Source organism: Microbacterium sp. BDGP8, assembly GCF_029991045.1.
Classification (GTDB): Bacteria; Actinomycetota; Actinomycetes; order Actinomycetales; family Microbacteriaceae; genus Microbacterium; species Microbacterium plantarum.
On the sequence record NZ_CP120712.1, the window covers coordinates 869,691 to 895,993 of the forward strand.

The 26,303-nt window shown below is 70.6% G+C and carries 22 protein-coding genes and 1 tRNA gene; 18 read left to right on the top strand and 5 right to left on the bottom strand.

Features of this window, described 5'->3' with window-relative positions; all coding sequences use genetic code 11:
- Positions 1 to 10: 10 nt before the first annotated feature.
- Positions 11 to 667, bottom strand: a complete 657-nt coding sequence (locus tag P6897_RS04115) for an amino acid deaminase (RefSeq protein ID WP_274178519.1) — start codon at positions 665 to 667, stop codon at positions 11 to 13.
- 80 nt (positions 668 to 747) lie between these two features.
- On the opposite strand from P6897_RS04115, the gene P6897_RS04120 reads away from it, so the two are divergent.
- The 6 genes from P6897_RS04120 to P6897_RS04145 are packed head-to-tail and all read left to right on the top strand — an operon-like array spanning position 748 to position 5,725.
- Positions 748 to 1,413 (top strand): HAD family hydrolase, encoded by a 666-nt coding sequence (locus tag P6897_RS04120; RefSeq protein ID WP_282502179.1) that lies wholly within the window; start codon positions 748 to 750, stop codon positions 1,411 to 1,413.
- A 57-nt stretch (positions 1,414 to 1,470) separates the two neighbouring features.
- Positions 1,471 to 2,445: a phosphate/phosphite/phosphonate ABC transporter substrate-binding protein gene (gene phnD / locus P6897_RS04125; RefSeq protein ID WP_112616840.1), complete on the top strand. Its 975-nt coding sequence runs from the start codon at positions 1,471 to 1,473 to the stop codon at positions 2,443 to 2,445.
- Positions 2,442 to 3,260, top strand: coding sequence for a phosphonate ABC transporter ATP-binding protein (gene phnC / locus P6897_RS04130; RefSeq protein ID WP_112616842.1), 819 nt, complete (start codon positions 2,442 to 2,444; stop codon positions 3,258 to 3,260). The genes phnD and phnC overlap by 4 nt, the downstream gene beginning before the upstream one ends.
- Positions 3,257 to 4,057 (top strand): phosphonate ABC transporter, permease protein PhnE, encoded by an 801-nt coding sequence (gene phnE, locus P6897_RS04135; RefSeq protein ID WP_114588108.1) that lies wholly within the window; start codon positions 3,257 to 3,259, stop codon positions 4,055 to 4,057. The genes phnC and phnE (P6897_RS04135) overlap by 4 nt, the downstream gene beginning before the upstream one ends.
- On the top strand, positions 4,054 to 4,887 hold the full coding sequence (phnE, locus tag P6897_RS04140) for a phosphonate ABC transporter, permease protein PhnE (protein ID WP_112616846.1): 834 nt from the start codon (positions 4,054 to 4,056) through the stop codon (positions 4,885 to 4,887). Before phnE (P6897_RS04135) ends, phnE (P6897_RS04140) begins: the two co-directional genes overlap by 4 nt.
- A complete protein-coding gene (locus P6897_RS04145; RefSeq protein ID WP_282502180.1) occupies positions 4,877 to 5,725 on the top strand; it encodes a MurR/RpiR family transcriptional regulator in 849 nt (282 codons plus the stop codon). Before phnE (P6897_RS04140) ends, P6897_RS04145 begins: the two co-directional genes overlap by 11 nt.
- Positions 5,726 to 5,733: 8 nt before the next feature.
- Here the strand turns inward: P6897_RS04145 and P6897_RS04150 are convergent, their stop codons facing one another.
- A complete protein-coding gene (locus P6897_RS04150; protein ID WP_274178521.1) occupies positions 5,734 to 7,257 on the bottom strand; it encodes a PucR family transcriptional regulator in 1,524 nt (507 codons plus the stop codon).
- Positions 7,258 to 7,347: 90 nt separating this feature from the next.
- Between P6897_RS04150 and gabT the strand changes: the two genes are divergently transcribed.
- Genes gabT through P6897_RS04185 form a run of 7 tightly spaced genes read left to right on the top strand, consistent with a single transcriptional unit; the run spans position 7,348 to position 16,860 of the window.
- The gene (gene gabT, locus P6897_RS04155; RefSeq protein ID WP_282502182.1) at positions 7,348 to 8,706 is read left to right on the top strand and encodes a 4-aminobutyrate--2-oxoglutarate transaminase; all 1,359 of its coding nucleotides are present in this window, start codon (positions 7,348 to 7,350) and stop codon (positions 8,704 to 8,706) included.
- Between the two features lie 2 nt (positions 8,707 to 8,708).
- Positions 8,709 to 10,205, top strand: a complete 1,497-nt coding sequence (locus tag P6897_RS04160; protein ID WP_274178523.1) for an amino acid permease — start codon at positions 8,709 to 8,711, stop codon at positions 10,203 to 10,205.
- Positions 10,198 to 11,556 carry an NAD(P)/FAD-dependent oxidoreductase gene (locus P6897_RS04165; RefSeq protein WP_274178524.1) on the top strand — a complete coding sequence of 453 codons (1,359 nt, stop codon included), beginning with the start codon at positions 10,198 to 10,200 and terminating at the stop codon, positions 11,554 to 11,556. Before P6897_RS04160 ends, P6897_RS04165 begins: the two co-directional genes overlap by 8 nt.
- Positions 11,553 to 12,455 (top strand): universal stress protein, encoded by a 903-nt coding sequence (locus P6897_RS04170; RefSeq protein WP_274178525.1) that lies wholly within the window; start codon positions 11,553 to 11,555, stop codon positions 12,453 to 12,455. Before P6897_RS04165 ends, P6897_RS04170 begins: the two co-directional genes overlap by 4 nt.
- The gene (locus P6897_RS04175; RefSeq protein ID WP_274178526.1) at positions 12,452 to 14,011 is read left to right on the top strand and encodes an APC family permease; all 1,560 of its coding nucleotides are present in this window, start codon (positions 12,452 to 12,454) and stop codon (positions 14,009 to 14,011) included. Before P6897_RS04170 ends, P6897_RS04175 begins: the two co-directional genes overlap by 4 nt.
- The gene (locus tag P6897_RS04180) at positions 14,008 to 15,474 is read left to right on the top strand and encodes an NAD-dependent succinate-semialdehyde dehydrogenase (RefSeq protein WP_274178527.1); all 1,467 of its coding nucleotides are present in this window, start codon (positions 14,008 to 14,010) and stop codon (positions 15,472 to 15,474) included. The genes P6897_RS04175 and P6897_RS04180 overlap by 4 nt, the downstream gene beginning before the upstream one ends.
- An 18-nt stretch (positions 15,475 to 15,492) precedes the next feature.
- On the top strand, positions 15,493 to 16,860 hold the full coding sequence (locus P6897_RS04185; protein ID WP_282502183.1) for an NAD-dependent succinate-semialdehyde dehydrogenase: 1,368 nt from the start codon (positions 15,493 to 15,495) through the stop codon (positions 16,858 to 16,860).
- 94 nt (positions 16,861 to 16,954) lie between these two features.
- Here the strand turns inward: P6897_RS04185 and P6897_RS04190 are convergent, their stop codons facing one another.
- From P6897_RS04190 to P6897_RS04200, 3 genes are all read right to left on the bottom strand, one after another.
- The gene (locus P6897_RS04190) at positions 16,955 to 19,741 is read right to left on the bottom strand and encodes a hypothetical protein (RefSeq protein ID WP_282502185.1); all 2,787 of its coding nucleotides are present in this window, start codon (positions 19,739 to 19,741) and stop codon (positions 16,955 to 16,957) included.
- Between the two features lie 36 nt (positions 19,742 to 19,777).
- On the bottom strand, positions 19,778 to 21,628 hold the full coding sequence (locus P6897_RS04195; RefSeq protein ID WP_282502186.1) for an HSP90 family protein: 1,851 nt from the start codon (positions 21,626 to 21,628) through the stop codon (positions 19,778 to 19,780).
- Positions 21,629 to 21,798: 170 nt separating this feature from the next.
- Complete coding sequence (locus tag P6897_RS04200; RefSeq protein WP_282502187.1) at positions 21,799 to 23,181, bottom strand: HNH endonuclease signature motif containing protein; 1,383 nt, start codon at positions 23,179 to 23,181, stop codon at positions 21,799 to 21,801.
- 245 nt (positions 23,182 to 23,426) lie between these two features.
- On the opposite strand from P6897_RS04200, the gene P6897_RS04205 reads away from it, so the two are divergent.
- The 5 genes from P6897_RS04205 to rplA all read left to right on the top strand — a co-directional run bounded on the left by P6897_RS04205 (position 23,427) and on the right by rplA (position 26,288).
- Positions 23,427 to 23,499, top strand: a tRNA-Trp gene (locus P6897_RS04205).
- Between the two features lie 44 nt (positions 23,500 to 23,543).
- Complete coding sequence (secE, locus tag P6897_RS04210) at positions 23,544 to 23,801, top strand: preprotein translocase subunit SecE (RefSeq protein ID WP_114588099.1); 258 nt, start codon at positions 23,544 to 23,546, stop codon at positions 23,799 to 23,801.
- A 74-nt stretch (positions 23,802 to 23,875) separates the two neighbouring features.
- Complete coding sequence (gene nusG / locus P6897_RS04215; RefSeq protein WP_181574192.1) at positions 23,876 to 24,937, top strand: transcription termination/antitermination protein NusG; 1,062 nt, start codon at positions 23,876 to 23,878, stop codon at positions 24,935 to 24,937.
- A 216-nt stretch (positions 24,938 to 25,153) separates the two neighbouring features.
- Positions 25,154 to 25,585, top strand: a complete 432-nt coding sequence (gene rplK, locus P6897_RS04220; protein WP_023952050.1) for a 50S ribosomal protein L11 — start codon at positions 25,154 to 25,156, stop codon at positions 25,583 to 25,585.
- 13 nt (positions 25,586 to 25,598) lie between these two features.
- Positions 25,599 to 26,288: a 50S ribosomal protein L1 gene (gene rplA, locus P6897_RS04225; protein WP_112616874.1), complete on the top strand. Its 690-nt coding sequence runs from the start codon at positions 25,599 to 25,601 to the stop codon at positions 26,286 to 26,288.
- Positions 26,289 to 26,303: the final 15 nt, after the last annotated feature.

Sequence of the window (26,303 nt, forward strand, 5' to 3'; positions counted from 1 at the left end):
TCGACTCGGGTCAGGGGGCGGCGTTCCACCGGGGGCGGTAGGGGGTGCCGGGGGCGGGCGGAGCAGCGTCGATCGAGGTCAGGAGAGCGGCGGCGTCGGCGGCGGGGAAGGTCGTCACCAGGCGGATGCCGTCGTCGGTGACACGCGCGTACACGAGCGCGGCGGCACCGGCGGTTGCCGACAGCACGGTGAGGTACTCGCCGCCGGCCTCGGACCGCGCCGCCGCGGGGGAGCGGAGCAGGCTCGTCGCCGCGTCCGTCACCCGTTCGAGCAGCGTCGGCCCGTCCGCCCAGGGCGCGAACGCAGCGTCGGCGAGCCCGAACGCGCGGGCGAGCTCGGGGCCGAGCCACCGTTCGCGCTTCAGGCCGTACGGCGTCGGCGTCAGCGAGAGCAGGTAGCCGTACACGTGAAGGAGGCCCGCGTTCCCGACCGGCCAGGCACTCGGCTCGCCGGCGAGATCGTGCAGCCGGTCGAAGACCGCACGGTCGAGCACGGGCGCACCGACGTTCTCGTCGACGATGGTCGACCGCGACCAGCGTGCGAAGCGACCGGATGCCGCATCCTGGGCTATCGATCGCGAGAGCCAGGGCACCGCGTCGAACGCCTGCCCGGCGTCGCCGCGCGCGGCGGTCGCGGCCGCCGCATCGAGTCGTCGGATCTCGTTCATCCGCAGTTCATCGACTGTGGGATTTGTGTCCACGTGTGCACCTAACGATGGACGAAGCGTCCACTCAGAAAGTCCGATCCGTGCCGAACCCTGCTCTCATCATCTTCGATTTCGACGGAACCGTCGCCCTCGGCGACGGGCCGGTGCTCGCCTACGCGCGTGCTGCCGCCGCTGCCTCCGGCGATCCCGACCGGTTCCTCGCCCGGGTCGACGACGGGCTGCGCGGCCGACCGTCCGGTGCTGGGGCGCCGCTCGACGCGTACGACGTGATCCGGCTCGTGGCCGAGGACGCGGGGGTCGGGGCCGAGGCGCTGTCGCGTGCCTACCTCGACAGCCGCGCACTGCTGGGCACCGATCTCGCTCCCGTCGAGGCGCCGGTCGGGCTCGCCGCGGTCGCCGAACGCCTGCCGGCCGAGTGCGTCCTCGTCACCAATGCCCCGGCGACCCGCGTCGCGGAGACCCTCGACGCGCTGGGGCTCGGCGACGCCTTCGCGCGCATCGTCACCGACGCGGGCAAGCCCGCCGGACTCGAACGGCTGCTCGACGCGCCCGAGGTCCGTGACCGCCGGGTGCTCGCGGTCGGCGACATCTGGCGCAACGACCTCGAGCCCGCGCACCGGCGCGGACAGGACACCGCGCTCGTCGGTCCGTGGACGGATGCCGCGGCATCCCCGACCTTCCACGCCGACACGCTCACCGAACTGCTGCCGCGCATCGAAGCGTGGGCCGCGGCATCCGCCCCCTGACTCCGTACCCCTCTCACACCACTCCTTTCCCACCCCTCACCCGAAGGACATCCACTCATGCGCACCACCCGACTTCTCGCCGCGGCCGCCGTCAGCGCCATCGCCGCCATCACCCTCGCCGGCTGCGCGGGCTCGCCCGCCGCCGGTGACACCCCTGAGGCCGCCGCCGACCCGACGTCGCTCGTGCTCGCGCTCGTCCCCTCGCAGGACCAGAACGGGCTCGTCGAGACCGCGGCTCCGCTCACCGACTACCTGAGCGACGAGCTCGGCATCGAGGTCACCGGTGTGGTCTCGAAGGACTATCAGGCCGCCGTCGAGGCGATGGGCGCCGGCCAGGCGCAGATCGGCTTCCTCCCGTCGCTGCAGCTGTGGCAGGCCAACGACATGTACGGCGCTGACGTCGTGCTGCAGACCGAGCGCAACGGCAACATCAGCTACCCCGCGCAGTTCATGACGAACAACCCCGACAAGTACTGCGACGACGCTCCCGTCGAGCGCGACGGGATGCTCTTCTGCAACGGCGCCGACGCGATGACGGGTCCCGCGGGCCTCGACTCGATCACCAAGGTGAAGGGCGCGAAGGTCGCCGTGCTCGGACCCGGGTCGCCCGCCGGCTACATCTACCCGATCCTCGCGCTGCAGGAGGCCGGGCTCGACACCGACAGCGACATCGATCAGCTGCCCGTGACCGCGAACGACGCGTCCGTGCTCGCCGTGTACAACGGTGACGCCGAAGTCGGGTTCAGCTTCTGGGACGCGCGCACGATCGTGAAGAAGGACACCCCGGACGTCGGGCAGAAGGTCGTCGTGTTCGCGATGACCGAGGAGATCCCGAACGACGGTGTCGCGCTGAGCTCGGACCTCTCGCCCGAGCTGCGCGAGCGCATCGCGACCGCGCTGGAGGACTTCTCGAACACCGCCGAGGGCTCGGAGGTGCTGCAGAGCATCTACTCGATCACGAAGCTCGCACCCGCCGACGCCTCGTCGCTCGACGTCGTCGCACGCGCCGCGCAGGCGCTCGGACTGCAGTGACCGACACCACTGCACGCGATGCCGGGGCCGCGGCCCCGGCATCGCCGTCGGGCATCCGGCTGCACGACGTCACGGTGCGCTACCCGAACGGCACTCTCGGCCTGCGCGGGGTCTCGCTCGAGATCGGTGCGGGCGAGATGGTCGCCGTCGTCGGGCTGTCGGGATCGGGCAAGTCGACCCTCATCCGCACGATCAACGGCCTCGTCCCCGTGACCTCGGGCGTGCTCGAGGTCGGCGGCGTGCGCGTCGACACGGCGCGTGGGCGCGAGCTGCGTCGCCTGCGCGGCGACATCGGCATGGTGTTCCAGGGCTTCAACCTCGCCGGTCGCACGAGCGTGCTCAACAACGTCCTCGTCGGTCGCCTCGCCCATACCCCGGTGTGGCGCACCCTGCTGGGCGCCTACCGGTCCGACGACCGCCGCCTCGCCTTCGAGGCGCTCGAGCGCGTGGGGATGCTGCCGCGGGTCTGGGATCGCGCCGCCGCTCTCTCGGGAGGTCAGCAGCAGCGCGTCGCGATCGCCCGCGCCCTCGCGCAGCAGCCGCGCATCGTCCTGGCCGACGAGCCGGTCGCGAGCCTCGATCCGCCCACGGCGCACGGGGTCATGAAAGACCTCCAGCGCATCAACACCGAGCTCGGCATCACGGTGCTGGTGAACCTGCACCTGCTCGACCTGGCGCGCACCTACGGCGTGCGACTGATCGGGATGCGGGCGGGCGAGGTCGTCTACGACGGCCCGGCAGCGGATGCCTCCGACGCGGACTTCGCCGGCATCTACGGGCGATCGCTGACGGCCGAGGACCGGCTCGACGCATGAGCGCGCCCGCACTCGTCGTCCCGCCGCGACCCCGCGGACGTGCGGTGCCGTGGCTGGTCGCGGGGATCGTCACCGCGATCACGGTGGTCACCTGCCTCCCCGGCATCGGCGTCGGCCTCGACCTGTCGGGCATCGCGCGCAACTGGCAGCACGGCGCCGACAAGGTGCTCGGGTTGCTGCAGCCGGACTGGACGTTCTTCCCGCGGACCGTCGCCCCGCTGCTGGAGACGCTCCAGATGGCGGTGATCGGCACCGCGGTGGGGGCCGCGCTCTCGCTGCCGCTGAGTCTGTGGGCGGCTCGGCCGACCAACCCGCGCCCGGTGCTGCGGGGTGCGGTCCGCGCGATGCTCAACATCGTCCGGAGCGTTCCCGACCTGCTGTCGGCGGCGATCCTGGTGGCGATGGTCGGGGTCGGCGCGCTGCCCGGCATCCTCGCCCTCGTGATCTTCAACGTCGGCATCATCGTGAAGCTGGTCTCCGAGCAGATCGACGCGATGGACACGGGGCCCCTCGAAGCGGGCCGCGCCGCGGGCGGGACGCAGCTTCAGATCAATCGTGCCCTCGCCCTGCCCGACACCTGGCCCGCGTTCGCGGCGCAGACGCTGTACGTCCTCGAGCTCAACGTCCGCGCGTCGACCGTCCTGGGGCTCGTCGGCGCCGGCGGCATGGGCCTCATCATCGACGCCGTGCGCACCTTCTACCGGTACGACCAGCTGTCGCTCATCATCCTGGAGATCCTCGTCGTCGTGCTCGTCATCGACGCCGCCAGCTCCGCCCTGCGACGGAGGCTCGCATGACCGCTCCCGTTCTCGCCGATCCGCGACGCACGTCAGCGCCGGCCGTGCCCTCCCGCCCGCGTCGACGGGTGCGCACCGTGGTCGCCGCCGCCGTGACGATCGTCGTCATCCTGGCCTTCTGGTCGGTGGACATCACCTGGTCGCGGCTGGCTGACCTGCCCGCCGAGCTCGTGCGCTACGGCTGGCTCATGTTCTCGTCGCCGACGTGGGAGAAGCTGCCGGACGCTCTGTGGCAGACCTGGCAGAGCGTTCAGATGGCGTGGGTCGGGACCGTGCTCGGGGTCATCGTGGCAACACCGCTCAGCCTGGTGGCGGCCCGAGGGTTCGGTCCGGCATGGCTGCGCTCGATCCTGCGGTTCGTGTTCTCGACGATTCGCGCCGTTCCCGAGATCATCTTCGCGATCATCATCCTCTCGATGACCGGGCTCACGCCGCTCACGGGGGCGCTCGCCCTCGCGGTGAACGGCATCGGCACCCTCGGCAAGTGGGGGTACGAAGCCGTTGAAGCCGTCCCCGCCGGACCCATCGAAGCGGCGCGCGCGGCCGGGGGCAGCCCGGCGCAGGTGCTGCGATGGGGCGTGTGGCCGCAAGCGACCCCGGTGTTCCTGTCGTTCTGGCTCTACCGCTTCGAGATCAACGTGCGCTCGTCGGCCGTCCTCGGGCTCATCGGAGTCGGCGGGATCGGCGACATGCTGACGACCTACACCCAGTACCGTGAGTGGTCGACGGTGGGGATGCTGCTGATCGTCGTGATCGTCGTCACGATGACGATCGACGGCATCTCGGGCCGCATCCGCCGACGGATCATGGAGGGCGCACGTGTCCGGTAACGCTCCGCCGACCGTGCGCATCCAGGCGCTCCGCAACGGGCTGCAGCCGACCGAGCGCCGCGTCGCGGACGTGATCCTCGACGCGCCCGAGGTCGTGGTCGAACTCACCGCGCAGCAGCTGGCCGACCGTGCGGGGGTCGCGCGTTCGTCGGTGGTCCGCGCCTGTCAGACGTTCGGGTTCCGCGGCTATCCGCAGCTGCGGGTCGCGCTCGCCGCCGAACTCGGAGCGGCCGCGCCGGCGCCATCCCACCACGGCGACGGGGCGCTCGGGCGCGTGCGCAGGTCGATCGATCGAGCCGCGGCGTCGCTGCCGGCGTCGACGAGCCTGCTCGAGGCTGACGAGGTCGAGCGAGCGGTGACGGCTGTGGTCGGCGCCGGCAGGCTGCTGGTCGTCGCCAACGGACTCTCGTCGCCGGTCGCGAGCGATCTCGCGATGCGCCTGACCGCCGTGGGGCGGCCCGCCGAGGTGATCGCCGACGTCATCGCGCAGCAGATCTCCGCTCGGCAGCTCGGCAGTCGTGACGTCTGCATCGTCGTGAGCGGCTCGGGCGCGAACGAGGCGAGTCTGCGGGCCGCGGCGGCGGCCGCGACCGGGGGAGCCGTCGTCATCGCGATCACCTCGTTCGCGGCATCCCCGCTCGTCGAACGAGCCACGCACGCGCTCGTCATCGCGCCGGCGGGGACGAGCTTCCGCGATGAGCTCGAGCACACGTCGCGGGCCGCGCACGCGCTGTTCGTCGAGGCTCTCGCCGACGAGGTGGCCGCGCGCCTGCCCGGCGGCGCGAGCGCCGTGCGCGCGCAGGTGCTCGAGGTCCTCTCCGACAATCTCGGGGCTTGAGCACGGGGTCAGGGGGAGAGGCGGAGGGCCGTCCAGACGGCGGCGCGGTCGGCGAAGCTCGACAGGTCGCGGCCGAGCAGGCGCTGGGCCAGGGCGATGCGCGTGCGGACGGTGTGTCGATGCACGCCGAGGGCGCGCGCCGTCGACTCGTGAGCGCCGTCGTGGTCGAGCCAGGCGACGAGCGTCGCCTCGAGCGCCGTGCCGTGACGTGCATCGTGGGTGCGCAGCGGGGTGAGCTCGGCTCCGGCGCGGGCGCGAGCGGGCGCCGTCGCGAGATCGTCGAGCAGGTCGCCTGGAGCATCGACGACATCGGTGACGGCACCCGGACGCCCGCGGTCGCGCGCGAGCCGGGCCCGGTCGCGGGCCGCCGTCACGTCGTCGTCGGTCGTGGCCGCCGCGGTCCCGAGTCGCCACGACAGCCGCGCGGCGATCTCGTCGAGCAGGTGCCGTTCGTTCGTCCCGACGATGAGGAGCACGCCGTCCTCGTCGCGACCGTAGAACAGCCGGCCGCCTGCGGCGTGATTGTCGAGCACTTCGCGCGCGCCGGTCGGCGCGTGCGCATCCGCCACCGCGACGACGTAGGGCGCGGCGGGGAAGCCGCCCCAGGCATCGGTCGCCACCTTCCGTGCGAGGGCGAGGTGCCCGTCGGCGAGGAGGTCGACGAGCGCAGCGCGCAGCCCGCTCCACGCGCCCGCGGTCATCCGGCGCTGCTCGAGAGCGAGGCCCGTCGTCGCGACGACGGCGGTGACGACGGCGCGGGCGTCCTGGTCGAGTTCGGCGCCGGCAGTGACGAGGACGCCGCGCTGACCCCCCGAGCCGAGCGTCTGCAGCGTCACCGGATGGCCCGCCAACCGCATCGCCGCGCCAGTTCCCCCTCCCCGTCGCAGCAGTGCCGCAGCCTCTGCCCCGACGGCCCCGCGCAGATCGCCGTCGACCGCGGACCCGGCGGAGGAGTGCTCGTGCGTCAGCGTCCCCGAGGCGTCGTAGAGGCCGACCCACGCGCCGAGCTGGCGCGCGAGCTCGGCCAGCGTCGCGTCGAACCCGTCGGGCCGCAGGGCGGCGATCGCGAGGGCGCGCTGCGCGTCGAGCGCCCAGCTGCGCCGAGCGTACGCCTGCGCGGCGATGGCTTCCGCGGCGGCTCGGGCGACGGCGATGAACGGGGTCCGATACGGCACCTCGAACAGCGGCATGCCTGCCGTCGTGCAGGCGAGCCGGAGGGAATCGGGGATGCCGTCGCGGACCACCTCCGTGCCGAAGCCGAGCCCGCGGACACCGCGCGCCCGCAGGCGGCCGACGTAGGCCTCCGCCTCCGCCTCCGCATCGGAGTCCCCGGCGAACTGGGTGCCCGTGGTGAGCAGGACGACGTCCTCCGAGAGGAAGGGGGTGGGGTCGGCAAGATCGGAGCTGTGCACCCAGCGCACCGGCGCGTCGAGGTTGGCGTCGTCGTCGGCAGGCGTCGCGAGGCGCAGATCGAGTTCACGCCGGGCCAGCAGGGCGCGGATCGTCGGTGACGGGGGAGCGGCGGCGGGCATCGGCATCCTGTACGTGCTGGCGATAAGAGGTGGCATCACTGTACAACCCGGTGAATGCGGGTTGCGCGATGCGCGTCTTACTGTCGCGGAATGAGCACCACGACCTCGACGCCGACCATCCCCCTCGGCGGCCCGACCCTCCCGCAGGAGCGCCGTGTCGTCACCGCGATCCCCGGACCCCGCTCCGAGGAGCTGCTGGCACGCAAGGCAGCCGCCGTCCCGGCCGGTGTCGGCCACACCGCGCCGATCCATGCCGTCGCCGCGGGTGGCGGAGTCATCGTCGACGCCGACGGGAACTCGCTCATCGACCTCGGCTCGGGCATCGCCGTGACCTCGGTCGGCAACGCGCATCCCGCCGTCGTCGCCGCTGTGCAGGCGCAGGTCGCGCAGTTCACCCACACCTGCTTCATGATCTCGCCGTACGAGTCGTACGTCGCCGTCGCCGAAGCCCTCAACCGGCTCACCCCCGGCGACCACGAGAAGAAGACCGCGCTGTTCAACTCGGGCGCCGAAGCGGTCGAGAACGCCGTGAAGATCGCACGCAAGGCGACCGGCCGTCAGGCGGTCGTCGCCTTCGACCACGGCTACCACGGCCGCACGAACCTCACGATGGCGCTCACCGCGAAGTCGATGCCCTACAAGAGCGGATTCGGGCCCTTCGCCCCCGAGGTCTACCGTGCGCCGCTGTCGTATCCGTTCCGCGACGGACTGTCGGGCCCGGATGCCGCGGCCCGCGCGATCTCGCAGATCGAGAAGCAGATCGGAGCCGACAACCTCGCCGCCGTCATCATCGAGCCCATCCAGGGCGAGGGCGGGTTCATCGTCCCCGCCGACGGGTTCCTGCCGGCGGTCGCCGACTGGTGCCGCGAGAACGGCGTCGTGTTCATCGCCGACGAAGTCCAGACCGGCTTCGCCCGCACCGGTGCGATGTTCGCGAGCGAGCACTTCGGCATCGTCCCCGACCTGATCACGACGGCGAAGGGCATCGCGGCGGGCCTGCCGCTCGCGGCCGTCACCGGCCGCGCCGACCTCATGGACGCCTCGCACCCCGGTGGCCTGGGCGGCACGTACGGCGGCAACCCCGTCGCCTGCGCGGCGGCCCTCGCCGCGATCGACGCCTTTGAGAACGACGGCCTGATCGAGCGCGCTCAGCAGATCGGGGCGCGCCTGACAGCTCGTCTCAACGCGATGCGCGAGAGCGACCCCCGCATCGGGGATGTGCGCGGGCTCGGCGCGATGATCGCCGCCGAGTTCGTCGACCCCGCCACCGGCGCCCCCGACGCCGCGCTGACCTCGGCGATCGCCAAGGCGTGCATCGCGGAGGGCGTCATCGTCCTCACGTGCGGCACCTACGGCAACGTGATCCGGTTCCTTCCGCCGCTCTCGATCGGCGACGAGCTGCTCGACGACGGTCTCGACGTCATCGCCGCGGCTCTCGGGCGGGCCTGAGCGTGGCGGCCCCGAGCTCCAGCGGCTGGGAGAACCCGGTCTCGCCCGAGACGTCCGCGGGGCTCGGGGCGGTGACGAAGGCGCGTTCGAACAAGCTGCGGTCGCGCCACGTCACGATGATCACTCTCGGCGGCATCATCGGCGCGAGCCTGTTCGTCGGATCCGGCAACGTCATCCGCACGGTCGGGCCGGCCGCGGTCCTGTCGTACCTGCTGGGCGGTCTGCTGGTCTTCCTCGCGATGCGCATGCTCGGCGAGATGGCGGCGTCGCGTCCGGCGATCGGCTCGTTCATGGAGTACGCCCGCGTCGGGCTCGGTGACTGGGCTGCCTATCTCGTCGGCTGGCTCTACTGGTACTTCTGGGTCGGCGTGCTCGCCTACGAGGCGGTGCTCGGCGGCGAGACGATGCACACCTGGTTCCCGGTCATCCCCTCCTGGGGCTGGTCGCTGATCCTGCTCGCGGTCTTCGTCGGCACGAACGTCATCTCGGTCCGCACGTTCGGCGAGGTCGAGTTCTGGCTGGCCAGCATCAAGGTGCTCGCTATCGTCGTGTTCCTCGGCGCCGGCATCCTCTTCGCCCTCGGGCTGTGGCCGCAGGCGACCTTCGCCGTCCCCAACCTGTGGGAGCACGGCGGGTTCGCCCCCAACGGCATCGGCGTCGCCTTCACCGGCGTTGCCCTCGTGATCTTCTCGTACTTCGGCACCGAGATCGCCGTCATGGCGTCGGCCGAATCCGTCGATCCCGCCAAGGGCATCCGGCAGGCGACCAGCACGATCATCTGGCGCATCCTGCTGTTCTTCGTCGGGTCGGTGCTCGTGATCGTCACCGTCGTGCCCTGGGATGAGCTGCCGGCGCCGACGGATGTCGCGAACGCGCCGTTCACGGTCGCGCTGTCGCGCTTCGGCATCCCCGGGGCCGACGTCATCATGCAGCTCGTGATCTTCACGGCCGTCATCTCGGTCCTCAACTCGGGCCTGTACTCGGCCTCGCGGATGTTCTCGGCGCTGGCCGACAAGGGCTTCGCCCCGAAGGTCGTCGCGCGGCGCTCGCGCAACGGCGTTCCCGTGATGGCGCTGCTGGCCTCGACCATCGGCGGGCTCATCGCGACGCTCGTGAACTTCCTCACGCCGGGGTCGGGCATCTTCGACTTCATCATGAACTCGGCCGGCCTCGTCGCGCTCTTCGTGTACGTCTTCATCGCCCTCACCCAGCTGCGCCTGCGTCAGCGGATGACGCCCGAGGAGGTGGCCGCGCTCAAGCTGAAGATGTGGCTGCACCCGTGGCTCAACATCTTCCTGATCGTCGCGATCGCCGCCGTCGTGGTGGTCATGCTCACGACCGAGTCGGGGCGTTCGCAGGTGTGGACGAGTCTCATCGCCACCGGTGTACTACTGGTGTTCTGGCCGCTCGTGCGCCGCAACCTGCGCGCCCGTCGGCTCGACCGGGAGAGTGTCGCCCCGGTCACGGGTTCTGCCAACGAAGGAGTCGGAAATGACTGAGATCACCCGCGACGTCGCGATCGTCGGAGCCGGCGCGGCCGGACTGACGGCCGCGAACGACCTGAGGAAGGCCGGGCTGTCGGTCGTCGTGCTCGAGGCGCGCGACCGCGTCGGCGGACGCCTGTGGACCGACGAGATCGACGGCGCCATGCTCGAGCTCGGCGGACAGTGGGTCTCGCCCGACCAGCACGCGCTGATCGACACGCTCGCCGACCTCGGACTCGAGACGTACACGCGGTATCGCGACGGCGACAGCGTGTACGTCGGTCCGGACGGGCAGGCGCGGCGCTTCCGCGGCGAGATGTTCCCGGTGGCGCCGGAGACCGAGCGCGTCATCGACGAGATCACCGCGCGGCTGGACGAGATGGTCGCCGAGATCGACCCCGACCGGCCGTGGGCGCACGAGAAGGCGGCCGAGTGGGACCGCATCTCGTGGGACGCGTGGCTGCGTCAGCAGACCGATGACGACGAGGCGGTGCGCAACCTCGCCTTCGCCACGGGATCGGCGATGCTCACCAAGCCGACGCACACCTTCTCGCTGCTCCAGTCGCTGCTCATGGCGGCGTCGGCGGGCTCGTACTCGCACCTGGTCGATGCGGACTTCATCCTCGACAAGCGCGTCGTCGGAGGTCTGCAGCAGGTGCCGCTGCGCCTCGCGGAGCGGCTGGGCGAGGACGTCCTGCTGGGCCAGCCGGTGCGCTCGATCGAGTACTCCGACGCGGGTGCGGTCGTCCGCACCGACGAGGTCACGGTGCGGGCACGCCACGTCGTGCTCGCTCTGGCGCCGGTGCTCTACAACCGCATCTCGTTCTCGCCGCCGCTGCCGCGTCTGAAGCACCAGATGCACCAGCACTTCTCGATGGGCTTCGTCATCAAGGTGCACGCCGTCTACGACCGGCCGTTCTGGCGCGAGCAGGGGCTGTCGGGCACCGCCTTCAGCCCGTACGAGCTGTCGCACGAGGCGTACGACAACACCAACCACGGCGACGAGCGGGGCACGCTCGTCGGGTTCGTGTCCGACCAGAACGCCGACGACCTCTTCCGCCTCTCCGCGGACGAGCGGCGCGAGCGCATCCTCGAGTCGCTCTCGCACTACTACGGACCCGAGGCGAAGAACCCGATCGTCTACTACGAGAGCGACTGGGGCAGCGAGGAGTGGACGCGCGGCGCCTACGCCGCGAGCTTCGACCTCGGCGGCCTGACCCGTTACGGCGCTGAGCAGCTCGAGCTCGTCGCACCGCTGCACGTCGCGTGCAGCGATCTCGCCGGACTCGGCTACCAGCACGTCGACGGAGCGATCCGCATGGGCCACCGCGTCGCCGACGAGATCCTCGAAGCGGACCGCGCATGAGCCGCTCGGCGTCCGGCGGCCGCATCGTCGTCGGATACACCGCGACCAAGGCGGGGCGGGATGCCGTGGCCTTCGCGAGTCGCCTCGCGACGGCATCCGGGGCCGCGCTCCACCTCGTGCTCGTGCTCCCCGCCCAGAAGCCGGGGATCGTCCCGCCGGATGCCGGCTACGAGCGGCTGCTGCGCGAGCAGGCCGCCGGCTGGCTGCGGGAGGGCGCCGCGGAGGTTGCCGAGGGTGTGTCGCACCGCGCCCACGTCCGCTACGGCGAGTCGGTCGCGGCGGGGCTCATCGACACCGCCGACGAGCTGGGGGCCTCGCTCATCGTCGTCGGGGCCGCCGACGGCGGCAATCGGGGCCGGCACCGGCTCGGCACGACGACGACCGAGCTCGTGCACTCGTCCGACGTGCCGGTCGCCCTGGTTCCGCGCGGCGCGCGCCGGGTTCCGGTCGAGACCGGCATCACGCGCCTGACCGCCGCCGTGGGGGAGCGCGAGGGCACCGAGCTCCTCGTCGAGGCGACCATCCGGCTCGCCGCGGCGACCGCGGCGCCGGTGCGGCTGCTCTCGCTCGTCGCCCTCGACCTGCCCGCGGGCCTCGACACCGGGGCCATCCGCACGGTCGGTCAGAACCACGCGCAGGAGGTCCTGGACGAGGTCCGCGGAGCTCTTCCGGCCGAGGCCGAGGTCACCGCCGTGGTCGCGGCCGGCGACGGCATCGAGGACGCCGTGTCGCACCTCGAATGGGAGGCCGGCGAGGCCGTCATCGTCGGCTCCAGCCGTCTCGCGCAGCCGCGACGGCTCTTCCTCGGCTCCACGGCGGCGCGCATGCTGCGCGTCGTCACCGCCCCCATGATCGTGGTGCCCCGCACCCGCAGCGACCGCGAAGGAGCGAGCGCATGACCCGAGCAGAACAGACGGGGGTGCCCGCGGGCGACCCCGTCACCGGCGGCATCTCCCGGAAGGGGCTGAGCGCCGGAACGGTCGGCCTCATCGGAGCAGTCGTCATCGGCATCTCCTGCATCGCCCCGGCCTACACCTTCACCGCGGCGGTCGGGCCGACGGCATCCGTCGTGGGCACTCAGGTGCCGGCGATCGTGCTCGTCGGCTTCATCCCGATGCTGCTCGTCGCCTTCGGATACCGCGAGCTCAACAACCGCATGCCCGACTCGGGTACGAGCTTCACGTGGGCGACGCGCGCCTTCGGCCCGTGGATCGGGTGGATGGCCGGCTGGGGGCTCGTCGCCGCCACGATCCTCGTGCTCTCGAACCTCGCGGGGGTCGCCGTCGACTTCCTCTTCCTGCTGATCGCCCAGCTCACCGGACAGGAGTCGATTGCCGGCCTCGCCTCCGTGGTCTGGATCAACGTCCTCGTCTGCGTCCTGTTCGTCGCCGCCGCGACCTTCATCTCGTACCGCGACATGCAGACGACGCAGAAGCTGCAGTACGGACTCGTCGCCTTCCAGGTCGTCGTCCTCGTGCTGTTCGCGATCGCGGCGATCGTCGAGGCCGTCTCGGGCAACGCCTTCGATGCCACGGCGTTCGACTGGTCGTGGTTCAACCCCTTCGCGGTACCGACGTTCAGCGCCTTCGCCGCCGGGCTGTCGCTGTCGATCTTCATCTTCTGGGGCTGGGACGTCACCCTGACGATGAACGAGGAGACGAAGGACCCCGAGCGCACGCCGGGGCGCGCCGCCACGATCACGGTCGTCATGATCGTCGCTCTCTACCTGCTGCTCGCGATCGCGATGATCATGTTCGCGGGCGTCGGCACGGGCGAGCTCGGACTCGGCAACGAAGACATCCAGGAGAACGTCTTCTTCCACCTCTCGGGACCGATCCTCGGCCCGCTGGCGTTCCTCGTCTCGCTCGCGGTGCTCACCAGCTCCGCGTCGTCGCTGCAGTCGACCTTCGTCGGGCCGGCGCGCACACTGCTCGCGATGGGCCACTACGGGGCCCTCCCCGAGAGCTTCGCGAAGGTGAGCCCCCGGTTCTTCACGCCCGGCTACGCCACGATCGTCTCGGCGATCGTCGCCTCGGGCTTCTACGTCGTCATGCGCATCGTCAGCGAGAACGTGCTGTGGGACACCATCCTCGCGCTCGGCATGATGATCTGCTTCTACTACGGCCTGACGGCGTTCGCCTGCGTCTGGTACTTCCGGCGCCAGTGGTTCGACTCGGTACGGAACGTCTTCTTCACGTTCCTCTTCCCGCTCGTGGGCGGCGTCATCCTGGCGGTGCTGTTCGTCACGACGCTCATCGACACGATGGATCCCGCGTACGGCAGCGGATCGCAGATCGGCGGCATCGGCCTGGTGTTCATCCTCGGCGTGGGAGTCATCCTCGTCGGCGTCGTCGTGATGGTGTGGCAGGCCGTGAAGCGCCCCGCGTTCTTCCGGGGCGAGACTTTGACCAAGGATGCGCCGGTGAGCCGGCGCGCGAGAGGAGAGGCGCGATGACGCACGAGAACGAGACACGACTGCTGGCGGGGATCGAACGCGGCCTCTTCATCGGTGGCGAGTGGGTGGATGCCGAGGGCGGCGCGACCTTCCCGGTCACCGACCCCTCGACCGGCCGCACGCTCATCGAGATCGCCGACGCCTCGCCGGCGGACGGCATCCGCGCCCTCGACGCCGCCGTCGCGGCGCAGGAGGAGTGGGCCGCCACTGCGCCGCGCGTGCGCAGCGACATCCTGCGCCGCGCGTTCGACCTCGTGCAGGAGCGCAAGGAGGACCTGGCGCTGCTGATGACGCTCGAGATGGGCAAGCCCCTCGCCGAGGCGCGCGGCGAGGTCGTCTACGGCGGTGAGTTCCTGCGGTGGTTCAGCGAGGAGGCGGTGCGCATCTCGGGCCGCTACGGCCTGAACCCTGAGGGGACCGGCCGCATGGTCGTCTCGCAGCGTCCCGTCGGCCCGTCGTTCTTCATCACGCCGTGGAACTTCCCGCTCGCGATGGCGACCCGCAAGATCGCTCCGGCGCTTGCGGCCGGGTGCACCGTCGTGGTCAAGCCCGCGGCGCTCACGCCGCTCACCACGACGTTGTTCGTCCAGATCCTGCAGGAGGCGGGCCTCCCGGCGGGCGTCGTCAACGTCGTCAACGCGACGCGCTCGAGCGAGGTCGCCGCGCCCATCATCGCCGACCCCCGGCTTCGGAAGCTCTCGTTCACCGGCTCGACCCCGGTCGGGCGCAAGCTCATCGAGCAGGCGGCGGAAGGGGTGCTGCGGGTCTCGATGGAGCTCGGCGGCAACGCCCCGTTCGTCGTGTTCGACGACGCCGACCTCGACAAGGCGGTGGAGGGCGCGATGCTCGCGAAGTTCCGCAACATCGGGCAGGCCTGCACCGCGGCCAACCGCTTCATCGTGCACGAGTCGATCGCCGACGAGTTCGCCGACCGGCTCACCGAGCGCGTCTCGGCGATGAAGATCGGTCGCGGTACCGAGGACGGTGTGCAGATCGGGCCCCTCATCGACGAGAAGGCGGTCGCGAAGACCGGCGCGCTCGTCGAGGACGCCGTCGCGCGGGGCGCCACGGTGCGCACGGGCGGCTCGGCGATCGACGGGGAGGGGACGTTCTTCGAGCCCACGGTCGTGACCGAGGTCGCCGCGGGCAGCGACATCCTGCGCGAGGAGATCTTCGGACCCGTCCTGGCGATCGCGACCTTCTCCGACGAGGACGAGGCCGTGCGCCTGGCCAACGACACCGAGTACGGACTGGTGTCGTACGTGTTCACGCAGGATCTCGCGCGCGGCCACCGGATGATCGATCGCCTCGAGACCGGCATGATGGGCCTGAACGTCGGAGTCGTCTCGAACGCGGCGGCCCCGTTCGGTGGTGTGAAGCAGTCGGGAATCGGGCGCGAGGGCGGACTCGAGGGCATCCACGAATACCTCTCGACGAAGTACACCCTGATCCCCGCCGACTGACGAGACGAAGGAGAACCGATGAGCACGTATGCCGTGACCAACCCCGCCACCGGCGAGACCCTGGCGACGTACGACCCCGCGACCGACGAGGACGTCGAGCGCGCCCTGGCCGCGGCGGACGCGGCCTACCGCACGTGGTCGCGCGTCGTCGCGCCGGCCGATCGGGCCGAGCGTCTGCGCCGCGTGGCCGAGCTGCACCGCGAGCGCCGCGACGAGCTGGCCGCCATCATCGTGCGCGAGATGGGCAAGCCGCTCGCCGCGGCGGAGGGCGAGGTCGATTTCGCCGCCGACATCACCGCGTACTACGCCGACCACATCGACGAGATCACCGGCGACACCCCGATCCCGATCGAGGGGGAGGGTGCGGCGGTCATCCGTCGCAGCCCGCTCGGCGTGCTGCTCGGGATCATGCCGTGGAACTTCCCGTACTACCAGGTAGCCCGTTTCGCGGCGCCGAACATCGCGGTCGGGAACACCATCCTGCTCAAGCACGCGCCGCAGTGCCCCGAGTCCGCCGCAGCGATCGACGCGATCTACCGCGACGCGGGCTTCCCGGCCGGGGTCTACACGAACCTGTACCTGAGCAACGAGCAGGCCGCCGATGTGATCGCCGACCGCCGCGTGCAGGGCGTCTCGGTGACCGGATCGGAGCGCGCCGGATCGGCGGTCGCCGAGATCGCCGGTCGCAACCTGAAGAAGGTTGCGCTCGAGCTCGGTGGGTCGGACCCCTTCATCCTGCTCTCGACCGACGATCTGGATGCCGCGGTGTCGGCGGCCGCCGAGGCGCGCCTCGACAACGTGGGCCAGTCGTGCAACGGCGCGAAGCGGTTCATCGTGGTCGATGGACTCTACGACGCCTTCGTCGAGAAGTTCGCCGCGGCGCTGGCCGACGCGAAGGTCGGCGATCCGTTCGCCGACGATACGGTCCTCGGACCGCTGTCGTCGCTCACGGCGGCGGAGCGGCTGGCGGAGCAGGTCGACCGAGCCGTGGCGCAGGGGGCGACCCTCGTGACCGGCGGACGCCGCGACGGCGCGTTCTACCCGGGAACGGTCCTGACCGGCGTGACACCGGAGATGGATGCCTACCGCGAGGAGTTCTTCGGTCCCGTCGGCGTGGTCTACCGGGTCGCGGACGAGGCCGAGGCGATCGAACTCGCCAACGACACCCCGTTCGGGCTCGGGTCGTACGTGTTCACGACGGATGCCGAGCAGGCTGAGCGTGTGGCCGATGCGATCGACGCGGGAATGGTCTACATCAACCTCGTGCTCGCTGACGAGGCCGGGCTGCCGTTCGGCGGCGTCAAGCGCAGCGGCACGTCTCGCGAGCTCGGGCTCCTCGCCGCCGACGAGTTCGTGAACAAGAAGCTCATCCGCACGGGCGCCTGACCCGTCGCGAGAGCCCACGGAGCAACACGAAGGGCGCGCCGAGTGGATCGGCGCGCCCTTCGTCGTAGGTGATCGGGGTCGTAGGTGATCGGGCTCAGGCGTCGAGGAGAGCACGCACCTCGGCGGCTTCGGCGGGGCGGCCGAGGGTCTCGTAGACGTCACCCAGCTCGCCCGCGGCGACCTGGAGCAGCGGCGGGATCTCTGCGGCACGCTCCATGACCGAGCGGTAGAGCGGGACGGCATCGGCGGCCCGCTCGTTCTGCGTGAGGACACGTGCGGCGAAGAGTTCGGATGCGCCTGCAGACGCCGTATCGCCCACCTCGGCGAACGCGTCGGCGGCCTGGAGGGCGGTGGCGACCGCCTCGTCCGCCTGCCCGAGCATCGCCAGCGCGCGGGCTCGCGAGTCGGTGATGTCGGCGACGAGCCAGGGGGCGCCGAGACCGGACGCGATCTGGCGAGCCTCATCGAGGGCCGTCAGCGCCTCGGGTTCGCCGCGGGCGGCCCGGACCTGGCCCTCCGAGTGGCGCGCTTCGGCCAGCAGGCCGCCCTGGTCGGGCTCGGTGCGCGCGATCGCGACCGCCGTCTCGAGCGAGGCGAGGGCGTCGTCGAACTCTCCGAACCGGTGCAGCAGGCGTCCGTGCGACAGGAGGGCGTTGGCGCGACCCACCGGGGCCTCTCCCTCGTCGAACAGCTCGGCGGCGAAATCCCAGGCGCCGACGGCACGGCCGGGTTCGCCGGCGTCTTCGAAGGCGCGGGCCAGCAGCATGAGCGTCTGGGCGCGAGAGGCCGCAGGCTCGTCGCGGTCGGTCTCGTCGGAGTAGACGTTCACCAGCAGCTCGGCGGCCTCGTCGGCAGAGCCGGATGCGAGCAGTGCCCGCGCGAGGCGGTACTGCACCGCGGTCACGGAGTCGCCGTTCTCGGTCGCGGCGCGCTCGGCGAACCGGTAGCGCGCGACCGCCTCGCCGGGAGCGCCGGCGTCCTCGTTCAGGGCGGCCGCGAGCACGTATGCCCCGGCGAGGACGCTGCGCGCGTCGAGCTCGACGAGGATGCGGCAGAGCTCGTCGGCGTCGGTCACGCCGTCGAGGAACCGCTCCTGGCCACCGCGCATGCGAGCGCGCAGCCCGAGCAGCCGGGCTCGTGCGCCGGCGCCGACTGCGGGGCTCTCGAGCGCGGCGGCGATCGTCGCGTCGCACTCGTCGAACGCGCCGATGGCGCCCTGGAATGACGCACGCGCGAGCGCGACGATGCGGCGCAGGTCGTCGTCGCCGAGCGCGGCCTCGCGGTCGCGCGCGTCGTTGAAGAGCTCGCGGGCCGTCTCCGGGTCGCTCTCGGCGACAGCCATGCCGAGTACGACCTCCACGATCGCGTGCAGGCGCGGCGGCAGGCTCTCGCCGTCGGCGAGGACCGCGCGAAGCGTCTCGAGGTCGTCGGGGGTGCCGCGTCCGAAGAGCGCGAGCCCGGCGCGCTCTTCGACCTGGGCCTCCGCGTCGCGGCCGGCGGCGCGGAGGGCGTCGAGACGGTCCTGCAGAGCCGCCTGGGCGCCCTCGAGGTCGTCGCGCGCGACAAGAGCGGCGATGCGCGCCGAGTGGAGCTTGGCGCGCTGCTCGAGGGTCGCGCCGGGGAGTGCGGCATCCGCCGCAGCCAGCGCTTCCGAGGCTCCGTAGTCGCCGAGGTCGATAGCCCGCTGGACGAGCTCTTCGGCCGACCGTGCGGCCACGGGGGCGACCCGGGGGAGCAGGGGCTCGGCGCTGAGGGGGAGCGAATAGCGCTCCTGCCCGACGGCCCAGGCCCGGTCGAGGCGTCGGCGGTGACCGTCGGTGCCGTCGCGGCGATCGAACTCGCCGGCGATCCGCTCGGCCTCCGAACGCATCACCGCGGCCAGCTCGGCGGCACGCCACGGGCCGTCGTGGTCGCCGAAGAAGGCACGAAGCCGCTCGGAGTCGGCGCCGCGCACGATGGTGTCGGCGTGACCCGCGGCGCTGACCGCTTCCAGGGCGATCGCGAAGGCGGTGAGGGCGGAGAGATGCCCGTCGACGCCGAGCGCGTCGTGCGCGAGCCAGTCGAGGTGGCGTTCGACCAGCGAGAGCGCCCGTGCCTCGTTGCCGGTGATGGCGCAGAAGACGATGTTGTCGGCGACGATGGCGAGGTTGTCCGCGTTGTCCTTCGCCAGGCGGTAGCTGCGCAGGTGAGCGAGGCGTGCCTTGTCGTATTCGCCCGCGTGCAGGTACGGCACGAGCGACCGGGCGAGCGCGTGCTCCGGCTCTTCACCGCATGAGAAGTCGCCCTCGACGAGCTCCTCGACGAGGCGGATCGCCTCGTCTTCGCGGTCGGTGTCGATGAGGTATCCGGCGACGACGCTGCGGACGCACGCTTCGCAGTGGCTGTGGCTGTCGCGGGGTGTCGTCTCGAGCTTGGTGCGCAGCTGCTCGGCCTCGTCGAGGCGGCCGGCCATCCACGCGTTCTCGAAGCGGGCCATGAGGACGCCGCTCTGACCGAGCCCGGCGGCGCGGTAGTGGTTCTCCATGTCTTCGAGCACGGCGGAGATCTGTTCGCGGTCGAACGCCGGGGATGCGGCCAGGCTGTCGGCCATCCACTTGAACTGCCACATGAGGTCGGCGGTCTCGTCGCCGAGGTCGGCGGGGAAGCGCTCGGGGTCGTCGTCATGCTTGCCGAGGCACCACGCGAAGGAGGTCAGCATCGCCTCGGTGTCGCCGCTCATGCAGGCGGACGAGGTCAGCCGCATCCGGGCCCGGTACTCCAGGGGCTCGTCGCCTGCCTCGACGGCGAGGGCGATGGCCTCGTTGATGAGGGCTCGCTCTTCGATGCCGACCGGGGTGCGGTCGATCTGCTCGAACAGTTCGAGGATGCGGTCGCTGGTCATGCTGTCCTTTCGTGGGGGCCGAGGCGCGCGATGCGGTCAGGACGCAGGGCGCGCGGAGAGCTCGACGAGCGCATGGAGCGCGCCCATCATGAGCGCGCGGTCGTCGCCGCTGAGGGGGCGCTGCGCGGCGAGGAGCGCCTGGACGTAGAGGAGGTGGACCGTGCGTGCGAAGGCGAGGTCGTCGGGGATGTCCAGGAGCGAGCGCACGACCGAGTTCTGCCAGTTCAGGCACAGCCGAACGCCCTCGGACGCGCTCTCGGGCGACGCCGGGCGCAGCTTCTCGGCGGTCGCGTCGATGCGGTCCATGACGCTTCCCCACAGCGGGCTGCCCACCGATCGGGCGCGGCCACGGTCGATCGCGCGCAGCGCTTCGGCGCCTGCGAGGTAGACCGCCGGGATCTCGGCGGCGTCGAGAGAACGCACCGCGACGGTGCAGCCGACAGCCGACAGGGCGGAGCTCGCGCGCTCCTCCAGTGCGAGGACGCGGGCGCGGTCGTCGAGCGGGGGCGGATCGAGCCGGTCGAGTTCCTCAGCGAGGTCGACGTGCTCGACCGTGACGCCGTCGAACACGAGCGGGAGCAGGCGCACCAGTTCGGCGTCGAACAGATATCCGCCGTTGACGAGCGGCTGCCGCGGGTCGGCGATGCCGGCGATCTGGCGGTACTCGTCGACCGTCTCGACGTATCGAAGGTGGGGGAAGCGGCCGATCAGGTCGCCGACGCGCATCCGGCCGTGCGTGGTCTCGACGCTCAGCCAACGCACGATGAAGGCGGCGAGCTCGTCGTCATGACGCACGAGCGACTTGAGAGCGACTTCGTGAACCGCGACGAATTGCGCGAGACGGTGCGGTTCGGTCAGGCCGAGGTCGAGCACCCAGCGCCGGATCGCGGCTCCGAGCTCTTGGCGTGTGTGCTCGAGAGCCTCGTCTTCGACCAGCGCCTCTCGGCTCGCGGTCGGGCTGAGCGCTGTGGAGTCGATCACGGCTCGGACGAAGAAGGCCCAGTCGGGCAGGATGTCGTCGGCGTTCTCGTTCAGCAGCATCCGGCCGAGGTAGACGCGGGTGGCCTGCCGGGCGCCGGGCGGGGGAGCGTAGGGGAGGACGTACGCGGTTCCGACGGTGTCGGTTCCCGGGACGTGCAGGGGAATCGCGTCGAACGGGTCCTGGCCGAGCAGATCGCGCCCGTAGGCCCAGCGCGCCGCCTCGTCGATGCCGGTCGTGGCGGCACGGAAGGGAGGCGTGCGGGTCGTCAGCTGCTCGCCGCCGCCGGGAAGGTCGACGCGCACCGGGATGGGGAGGAACTCGCCGAACGTCTCGGCCAGCTCGACCGTCGCGGGCGTGCTGAGGAGATCGCGCTGGCCGGGGCTCGGCCGCAGGTGCACGCTCGTGCCGACCGGGAGGTCATCGGGAATCGTCCGCACCGTGAACGTGCCGTCGGCGTTGCCCTGCCATTCGACGGCGTCGCCCCCGCGCGCGCTCCGCGATCGGATGACGATCGTCTCGGCCACCATGAAGCACGACAGCAGTCCGATGCCGAACTGCCCCAGGAAGTCGCTCCTGGGCAGGTCGAAGATGTCGCGCTTCGAGCTGCGGCCGACCGTCGCGAGGAGGTCCGTCACCTCTGAGGCGGTGAGCCCGATGCCGTCGTCGCGCACGATGAACTCGTCACTGCGGTCGCTGAGCGGGGTGATGCGGATGCCGCTCGACTGGCGCGGCATCCCGGCGGGGGATGTGCTCGCTTCGAACTCTGCCCGAGCGGTGATCGCGTCGCAGGCGTTCTGCATCAGCTCTCGCAGGAAGACGCGAGGACCCGAGTAGATGTGTCGACTCAGGAGGTCGACGATGCCGCGAAGGTCGACCTGGAACTGCTGGGATCGTCCGGTATTCATCCGCCTGATTTCGTCTCGGGTAAGCACCACCGATGGCGTCCTCGGTGCGACAGCAGAGCGTAACAGTTCCCGGTAAGGGCGCATTTCTGATTCGCGTCCAGAATCGGCGCGTGAGATCGCCGTCGGGTGAAGGGCGGCTCGACGGGGTCGGAATGGCGACCTGACCGGGTTCAGAAGGGTGGCGGTTCGCCCGTTCCGGCGCGGGAGCGCGGCGGGTCGGCGGTGTCTATCGTGAAGCAGACGGCGGGTATGGGGACGTCTTCGCGGTAGACCCGGCCGAGGGGTGAGGTCCATTCGAGAACCCCGCCGCCGAGCTGTCGGACTTCCCACTTGGTGAATTGCTTCATGGAGTGGTGTCGCTGGCACAGGTGGGCGAGATTGAAGATGTGGGTATGCCCACCCAGGGCGTAATCGATGGTGTGGTCGAGTTCGCAGCGGATCGCGGCCCGCCGGCATCCGGGGAACCGGCAGTGCTGATCGCGCGCCATTAAGAGCTTCTTCATCGAAGCCGTGGGCCGGTAGGTGTCGATCTCGACCGGGGTGCGGGTGACGGGGTCGATGAAGAGCCGGTCCCACTCCGACACCTGCCCGGCGAGCTGCCGCACGGTGTCGGCATCGACGAGCCCGGCCCCGACGGCTTCGGCGGGGTTCTCGTCCTTACCCATCAGCGTCTCGGCGGTGACCGCCACCTGAACCCGCGCGCGGATCGCCCCGAGCCCACCAGCCCGATCGATCCCGTACGTGGGGTCGACCACCGGCGCCCCGCCGAGCACCAGGTCGCCGAGGATGTCGGCCCGCAGTTGGTCCATGGTTCGCGTGTCGGCGGGCTCAGCCACCTCCGCGGCATCCGCCGGCCCGGCAGCACCCGCGCCCTCCCCTGCCCCATCAGCACGGGCATCCTTCACGGACTGTCCCATCTGCGTGAGTCGGTCGAGCATCCCCGCGGCGATGACCGTCGGAAGGTTGGCGACGAGGTTCGACATCCCGTCCGTCCCGTGGAACACCCGCACGCACCGTTCGGCGGCGGCGGTCTTGTGTCGGTCCGTGAACGTCTGCGGGTGAAGCCGGGCCCCCAACGCGTCCAGCGCACCCCGCACCCGAGAGGGCACATCCCGCTCGCACACCCCAATAGCGGCTTCCGCGAACGACTCCCGGACCTCCGCAGGCACTCCCGCACCAACCTTCACGACGACATCGACGTGTCCGCGTTCGATCCGCCGCTGCACCCACGCCTCGAACACCGCGGGGTAGTCGTCGATGACGGTCATCGCGTGGTCGATCTCGCCCTGCAACCTGCGGTCGGTGAGTCGCGCCATCCCGGCCGCTTCGGCTGCCACCGACCGCAGCTCCATGTCCGACGCCATGCCTCGCACGCCGTCACGGCGCGCCTCACGCAGAGCCGACCGCCCCAGCTCCGCCAACGCCCGAACCCGCGAAACATCAGCCGCATGAACCTGGTCGAGCGCGTCCGCGAACACGGAGAACGCCTCGGCGTGCGGCGACGCATCCGCGGCAGCGCCGCCCCTGAGCCTTCCGCCGCAGTTCGTTTTCATGTTCCCATCCTGGCATCCACCTCAGACATTTCCATCGAACCTACGTACCCCTATGGGTGACTCGTCGCACGTCCCGCCGAGGGAGGAGCCCGTGCCGAAATCGCGCCGACGTTCGCGACCCCGGCGGTCATGACGTACACTGAGAGGAGCAGTCGAAATCTGCATTCTTTCGCCATGCCCAAGCGTCGAAGACTCGACGGCCGTGGAGGAATGCGGGCGTAGACCCCGGGGTCCGAAGGATCTCTAGGGCGGTAGCTCAATTGGCAGAGCAGCGGTCTCCAAAACCGCAGGTTGCAGGTTCGATTCCTGTCCGCCCTGCGCGTCGGCGTCAGCCGGCACACGGAAGGTATCAGGTGGGTTCGATGGTCCAAGAGGGTGGCGAAGTCGTCGCCGCAGGTGGCGCGCCCCGCGAGAAGAAGCCCAACATCTTCGCGCGGATCATCATCTTCATCCGCCAGGTGTTCGCCGAACTCCGCAAGGTCGTCACCCCGACCCGCCAGGAGCTCGTGAAGTTCACGGCAGTGGTCCTCGGATTCGTCGTCGTCATGATGGCGCTCGTCTACGGCCTCGACGTCCTGTTCGTCTGGATCACGACCGTCGTCTTCGGCGTCCCGGGCTGATCGACGGGCCCAGCCCGCACGACCCGCGAATGCCTGCCAGCCAGGCATCCCGACAACCGATGGAAGAGAACGCAGTGTCAGAACGCATCCCCGACGACGTCGATTGGGCCACGGCCGCCGAGCAGTCCAGCGAGGACGACGAAGCCCAGGAGGGCAACGTGCTGGCAGGCCAGGAGCGCGCCTCCGACGCCGCCGAGCACGCCGCTGTCCACGTCGTGGACGATGAGGCCGAGCAGGACGACACCGACCTCGACGGTGTGGAGATCGACGACCCCGAGGCCGACGCCGTCGTGAACGACGCGCTCGAGATCGACGAGACCGCCGAGGCCGAAGCCGCCGCGGAGGTCCTGACCGACTCCCTCGAGGAGGAGATCGCCGAGCAGGCCGCTGAGGCGGCCGACGAGGTCGAGCCCTACGACGGTCCCGAGCCCGACGTCGAGGTCTCCGAGGAGGCCGTCGACTACCTCTCCGAGTTCGAGGCCGCCGCCGGCATCGAGATCTCCGTCGGCGACGACGAAGACCCGTACGAGGCGTTCCGTACCGAGCTGCGCATGCTGCCGGGCAAGTGGTACGTCATTCACTCCTACGCCGGGTTCGAGCGCAAGGTGAAGGCCAACATCGAGCAGCGCAAGTCGACGCTCGAGGTCGAGGAAGACATCTACCAGGTCGAGGTCCCGATGGAGGACGTCGTCGAGATCAAGAACGGTCAGCGCAAGATGGTCACGCGCGTCCGGATCCCCGGCTACGTGCTCGTCCGCATGGAGCTCACCGAAGACACCTGGTCGGTCGTCCGCCACACCCCCGGTGTCACGGGCTTCGTGGGCAACGCCCACAACCCCACGCCGCTGCGCTTCGACGAGGCGTTCAACATGCTGAAGTCGCTCGTCGAGGTCAAGGAAGCGGCTCCCGCCAAGGCCGGCGCGGCCAAGGGCGTCGCCGCCCCCACGCGCAGCGTCGTCACCGAGGTCGACTTCGAGATCGGCGAGACCATCACGATCAAGGAGGGCTCGTTCGCCGGCCTTCCCGGCTCGATCAGCGAGATCAAGCCCGAGAGCGGCAAGCTCACGGTGCTCGTGTCGCTCTTCGAGCGCGAGACGCCCGTCGAGCTCTCGTTCGACCAGGTCACCAAGCAGTAACGCGACATCACGTCGACGAGCGCCCGTCCGCCACCCGGCGGCCGGGGCGCTTCGTCGTCCCGGTGCCGCCCTCGCCAGCATCCTCGAAGCCGAGGATGCGGTAAGCTTGGGGAGTTTGCGGGCGCTTGTGCGCCTGCATGACACAACCGCCGCTCGGAGATGCCGGGCGTGCGGGAGAGGGATGCCGCCGGCATCCGCTCGACGAAAGGAAAACGAATGGCACCGAAGAAGAAGGTGACCGGCCTGATCAAGCTTCAGATCAACGCCGGAGCAGCCAACCCGGCGCCGCCGATCGGCCCCGCGCTCGGTCAGCATGGCGTCAACATCATGGAGTTCTGCAAGGCGTACAACGCCGCGACCGAGTCGCAGCGCGGCAACGTCATCCCCGTGGAGATCACCGTCTACGAGGACCGCAGCTTCACGTTCATCCTGAAGACCCCGCCCGCCGCGGAGCTCATCAAGAAGGCCGCCGGAGTCGCCAAGGGTTCGGCCACGCCTCACACGACCAAGGTCGCGAAGCTCACGAAGGACCAGGTCCGCGAGATCGCCGAGGCCAAGATGCCCGACCTGAACGCCAATGACATCGAGGCCGCCTCGCTGATCATCGCCGGCACCGCCCGTTCCATGGGCATCACGGTCGAGAGCTGAGGGGGAGAACACAATGGCTAAGTCCAAGGTTTACGAAGCAGCCGCGGCGAAGATCGACCGCGACAAGTTCTACAGCTCCACCGAGGCCGTCGCTCTGGCGAAGGACACCGGTTCGAAGAAGTTCGACTCGACCGTCGAGGTCGCGCTGAAGCTCGCTGTCGACCCGCGCAAGGCGGACCAGATGGTCCGTGGCACGGTCATCCTGCCCCACGGCACGGGCAAGACCGCTCGCGTCATCGTCTTCGCGACGGGCCCGGCCGCTGAGGCCGCCATCGCCGCTGGCGCTGACGAGGTCGGTGGCGCCGAGCTCATCGAGAAGGTCGCCGGCGGCTGGACCGCTTTCGACTCGGCCGTCTCGACGCCCGAGCTCATGGGCCAGGTCGGCCGCCTGGGCAAGGTCCTCGGTCCCCGAGGCCTCATGCCCAACCCGAAGACCGGCACCGTGACCCCCAACCCGGCCAAGGCCGTCGAGGAGATCAAGGGCGGAAAGATCGAGTTCCGTGTCGACAAGCACGCCAACGTGCACTTCGTCGTCGGCAAGGCGTCGTTCTCGGCCGAGCAGCTCGAAGAGAACTTCAACGCGGCGGTCGAGGAGATCGTCCGTCTGAAGCCCTCGAGCGCCAAGGGTCGTTACATCCAGAAGGGCGCCGTGTCGACCACGTTCGGCCCCGGCATCCCGCTGGACGTCAACGCGCTCGTCTGATCGCGATTCGCATGA

Bases quoted from the DNA above. Each gene is read 5' to 3' on its own strand.
- P6897_RS04115 (WP_274178519.1), bottom strand. From the start codon at position 667: ATGAACGAGATCCGACGACTCGATGCGGCGGCCGCGACCGCCGCGCGC.
- phnD (WP_112616840.1), top strand. From the start codon at position 1,471: ATGCGCACCACCCGACTTCTCGCCGCGGCCGCCGTCAGCGCCATCGCC.
- phnE (WP_114588108.1), top strand. From the start codon at position 3,257: ATGAGCGCGCCCGCACTCGTCGTCCCGCCGCGACCCCGCGGACGTGCG.
- phnE (WP_112616846.1), top strand. From the start codon at position 4,054: ATGACCGCTCCCGTTCTCGCCGATCCGCGACGCACGTCAGCGCCGGCC.
- P6897_RS04150 (WP_274178521.1), bottom strand. From the start codon at position 7,257: ATGCCCGCCGCCGCTCCCCCGTCACCGACGATCCGCGCCCTGCTGGCC.
- gabT (WP_282502182.1), top strand. From the start codon at position 7,348: ATGAGCACCACGACCTCGACGCCGACCATCCCCCTCGGCGGCCCGACC.
- P6897_RS04165 (WP_274178524.1), top strand. From the start codon at position 10,198: ATGACTGAGATCACCCGCGACGTCGCGATCGTCGGAGCCGGCGCGGCC.
- P6897_RS04170 (WP_274178525.1), top strand. From the start codon at position 11,553: ATGAGCCGCTCGGCGTCCGGCGGCCGCATCGTCGTCGGATACACCGCG.
- P6897_RS04175 (WP_274178526.1), top strand. From the start codon at position 12,452: ATGACCCGAGCAGAACAGACGGGGGTGCCCGCGGGCGACCCCGTCACC.
- P6897_RS04180 (WP_274178527.1), top strand. From the start codon at position 14,008: ATGACGCACGAGAACGAGACACGACTGCTGGCGGGGATCGAACGCGGC.
- P6897_RS04185 (WP_282502183.1), top strand. From the start codon at position 15,493: ATGAGCACGTATGCCGTGACCAACCCCGCCACCGGCGAGACCCTGGCG.
- P6897_RS04190 (WP_282502185.1), bottom strand. From the start codon at position 19,741: ATGACCAGCGACCGCATCCTCGAACTGTTCGAGCAGATCGACCGCACC.
- P6897_RS04195 (WP_282502186.1), bottom strand. From the start codon at position 21,628: ATGAATACCGGACGATCCCAGCAGTTCCAGGTCGACCTTCGCGGCATC.
- P6897_RS04200 (WP_282502187.1), bottom strand. From the start codon at position 23,181: ATGAAAACGAACTGCGGCGGAAGGCTCAGGGGCGGCGCTGCCGCGGAT.
- secE (WP_114588099.1), top strand. From the start codon at position 23,544: ATGGTCCAAGAGGGTGGCGAAGTCGTCGCCGCAGGTGGCGCGCCCCGC.
- rplK (WP_023952050.1), top strand. From the start codon at position 25,154: ATGGCACCGAAGAAGAAGGTGACCGGCCTGATCAAGCTTCAGATCAAC.
- rplA (WP_112616874.1), top strand. From the start codon at position 25,599: ATGGCTAAGTCCAAGGTTTACGAAGCAGCCGCGGCGAAGATCGACCGC.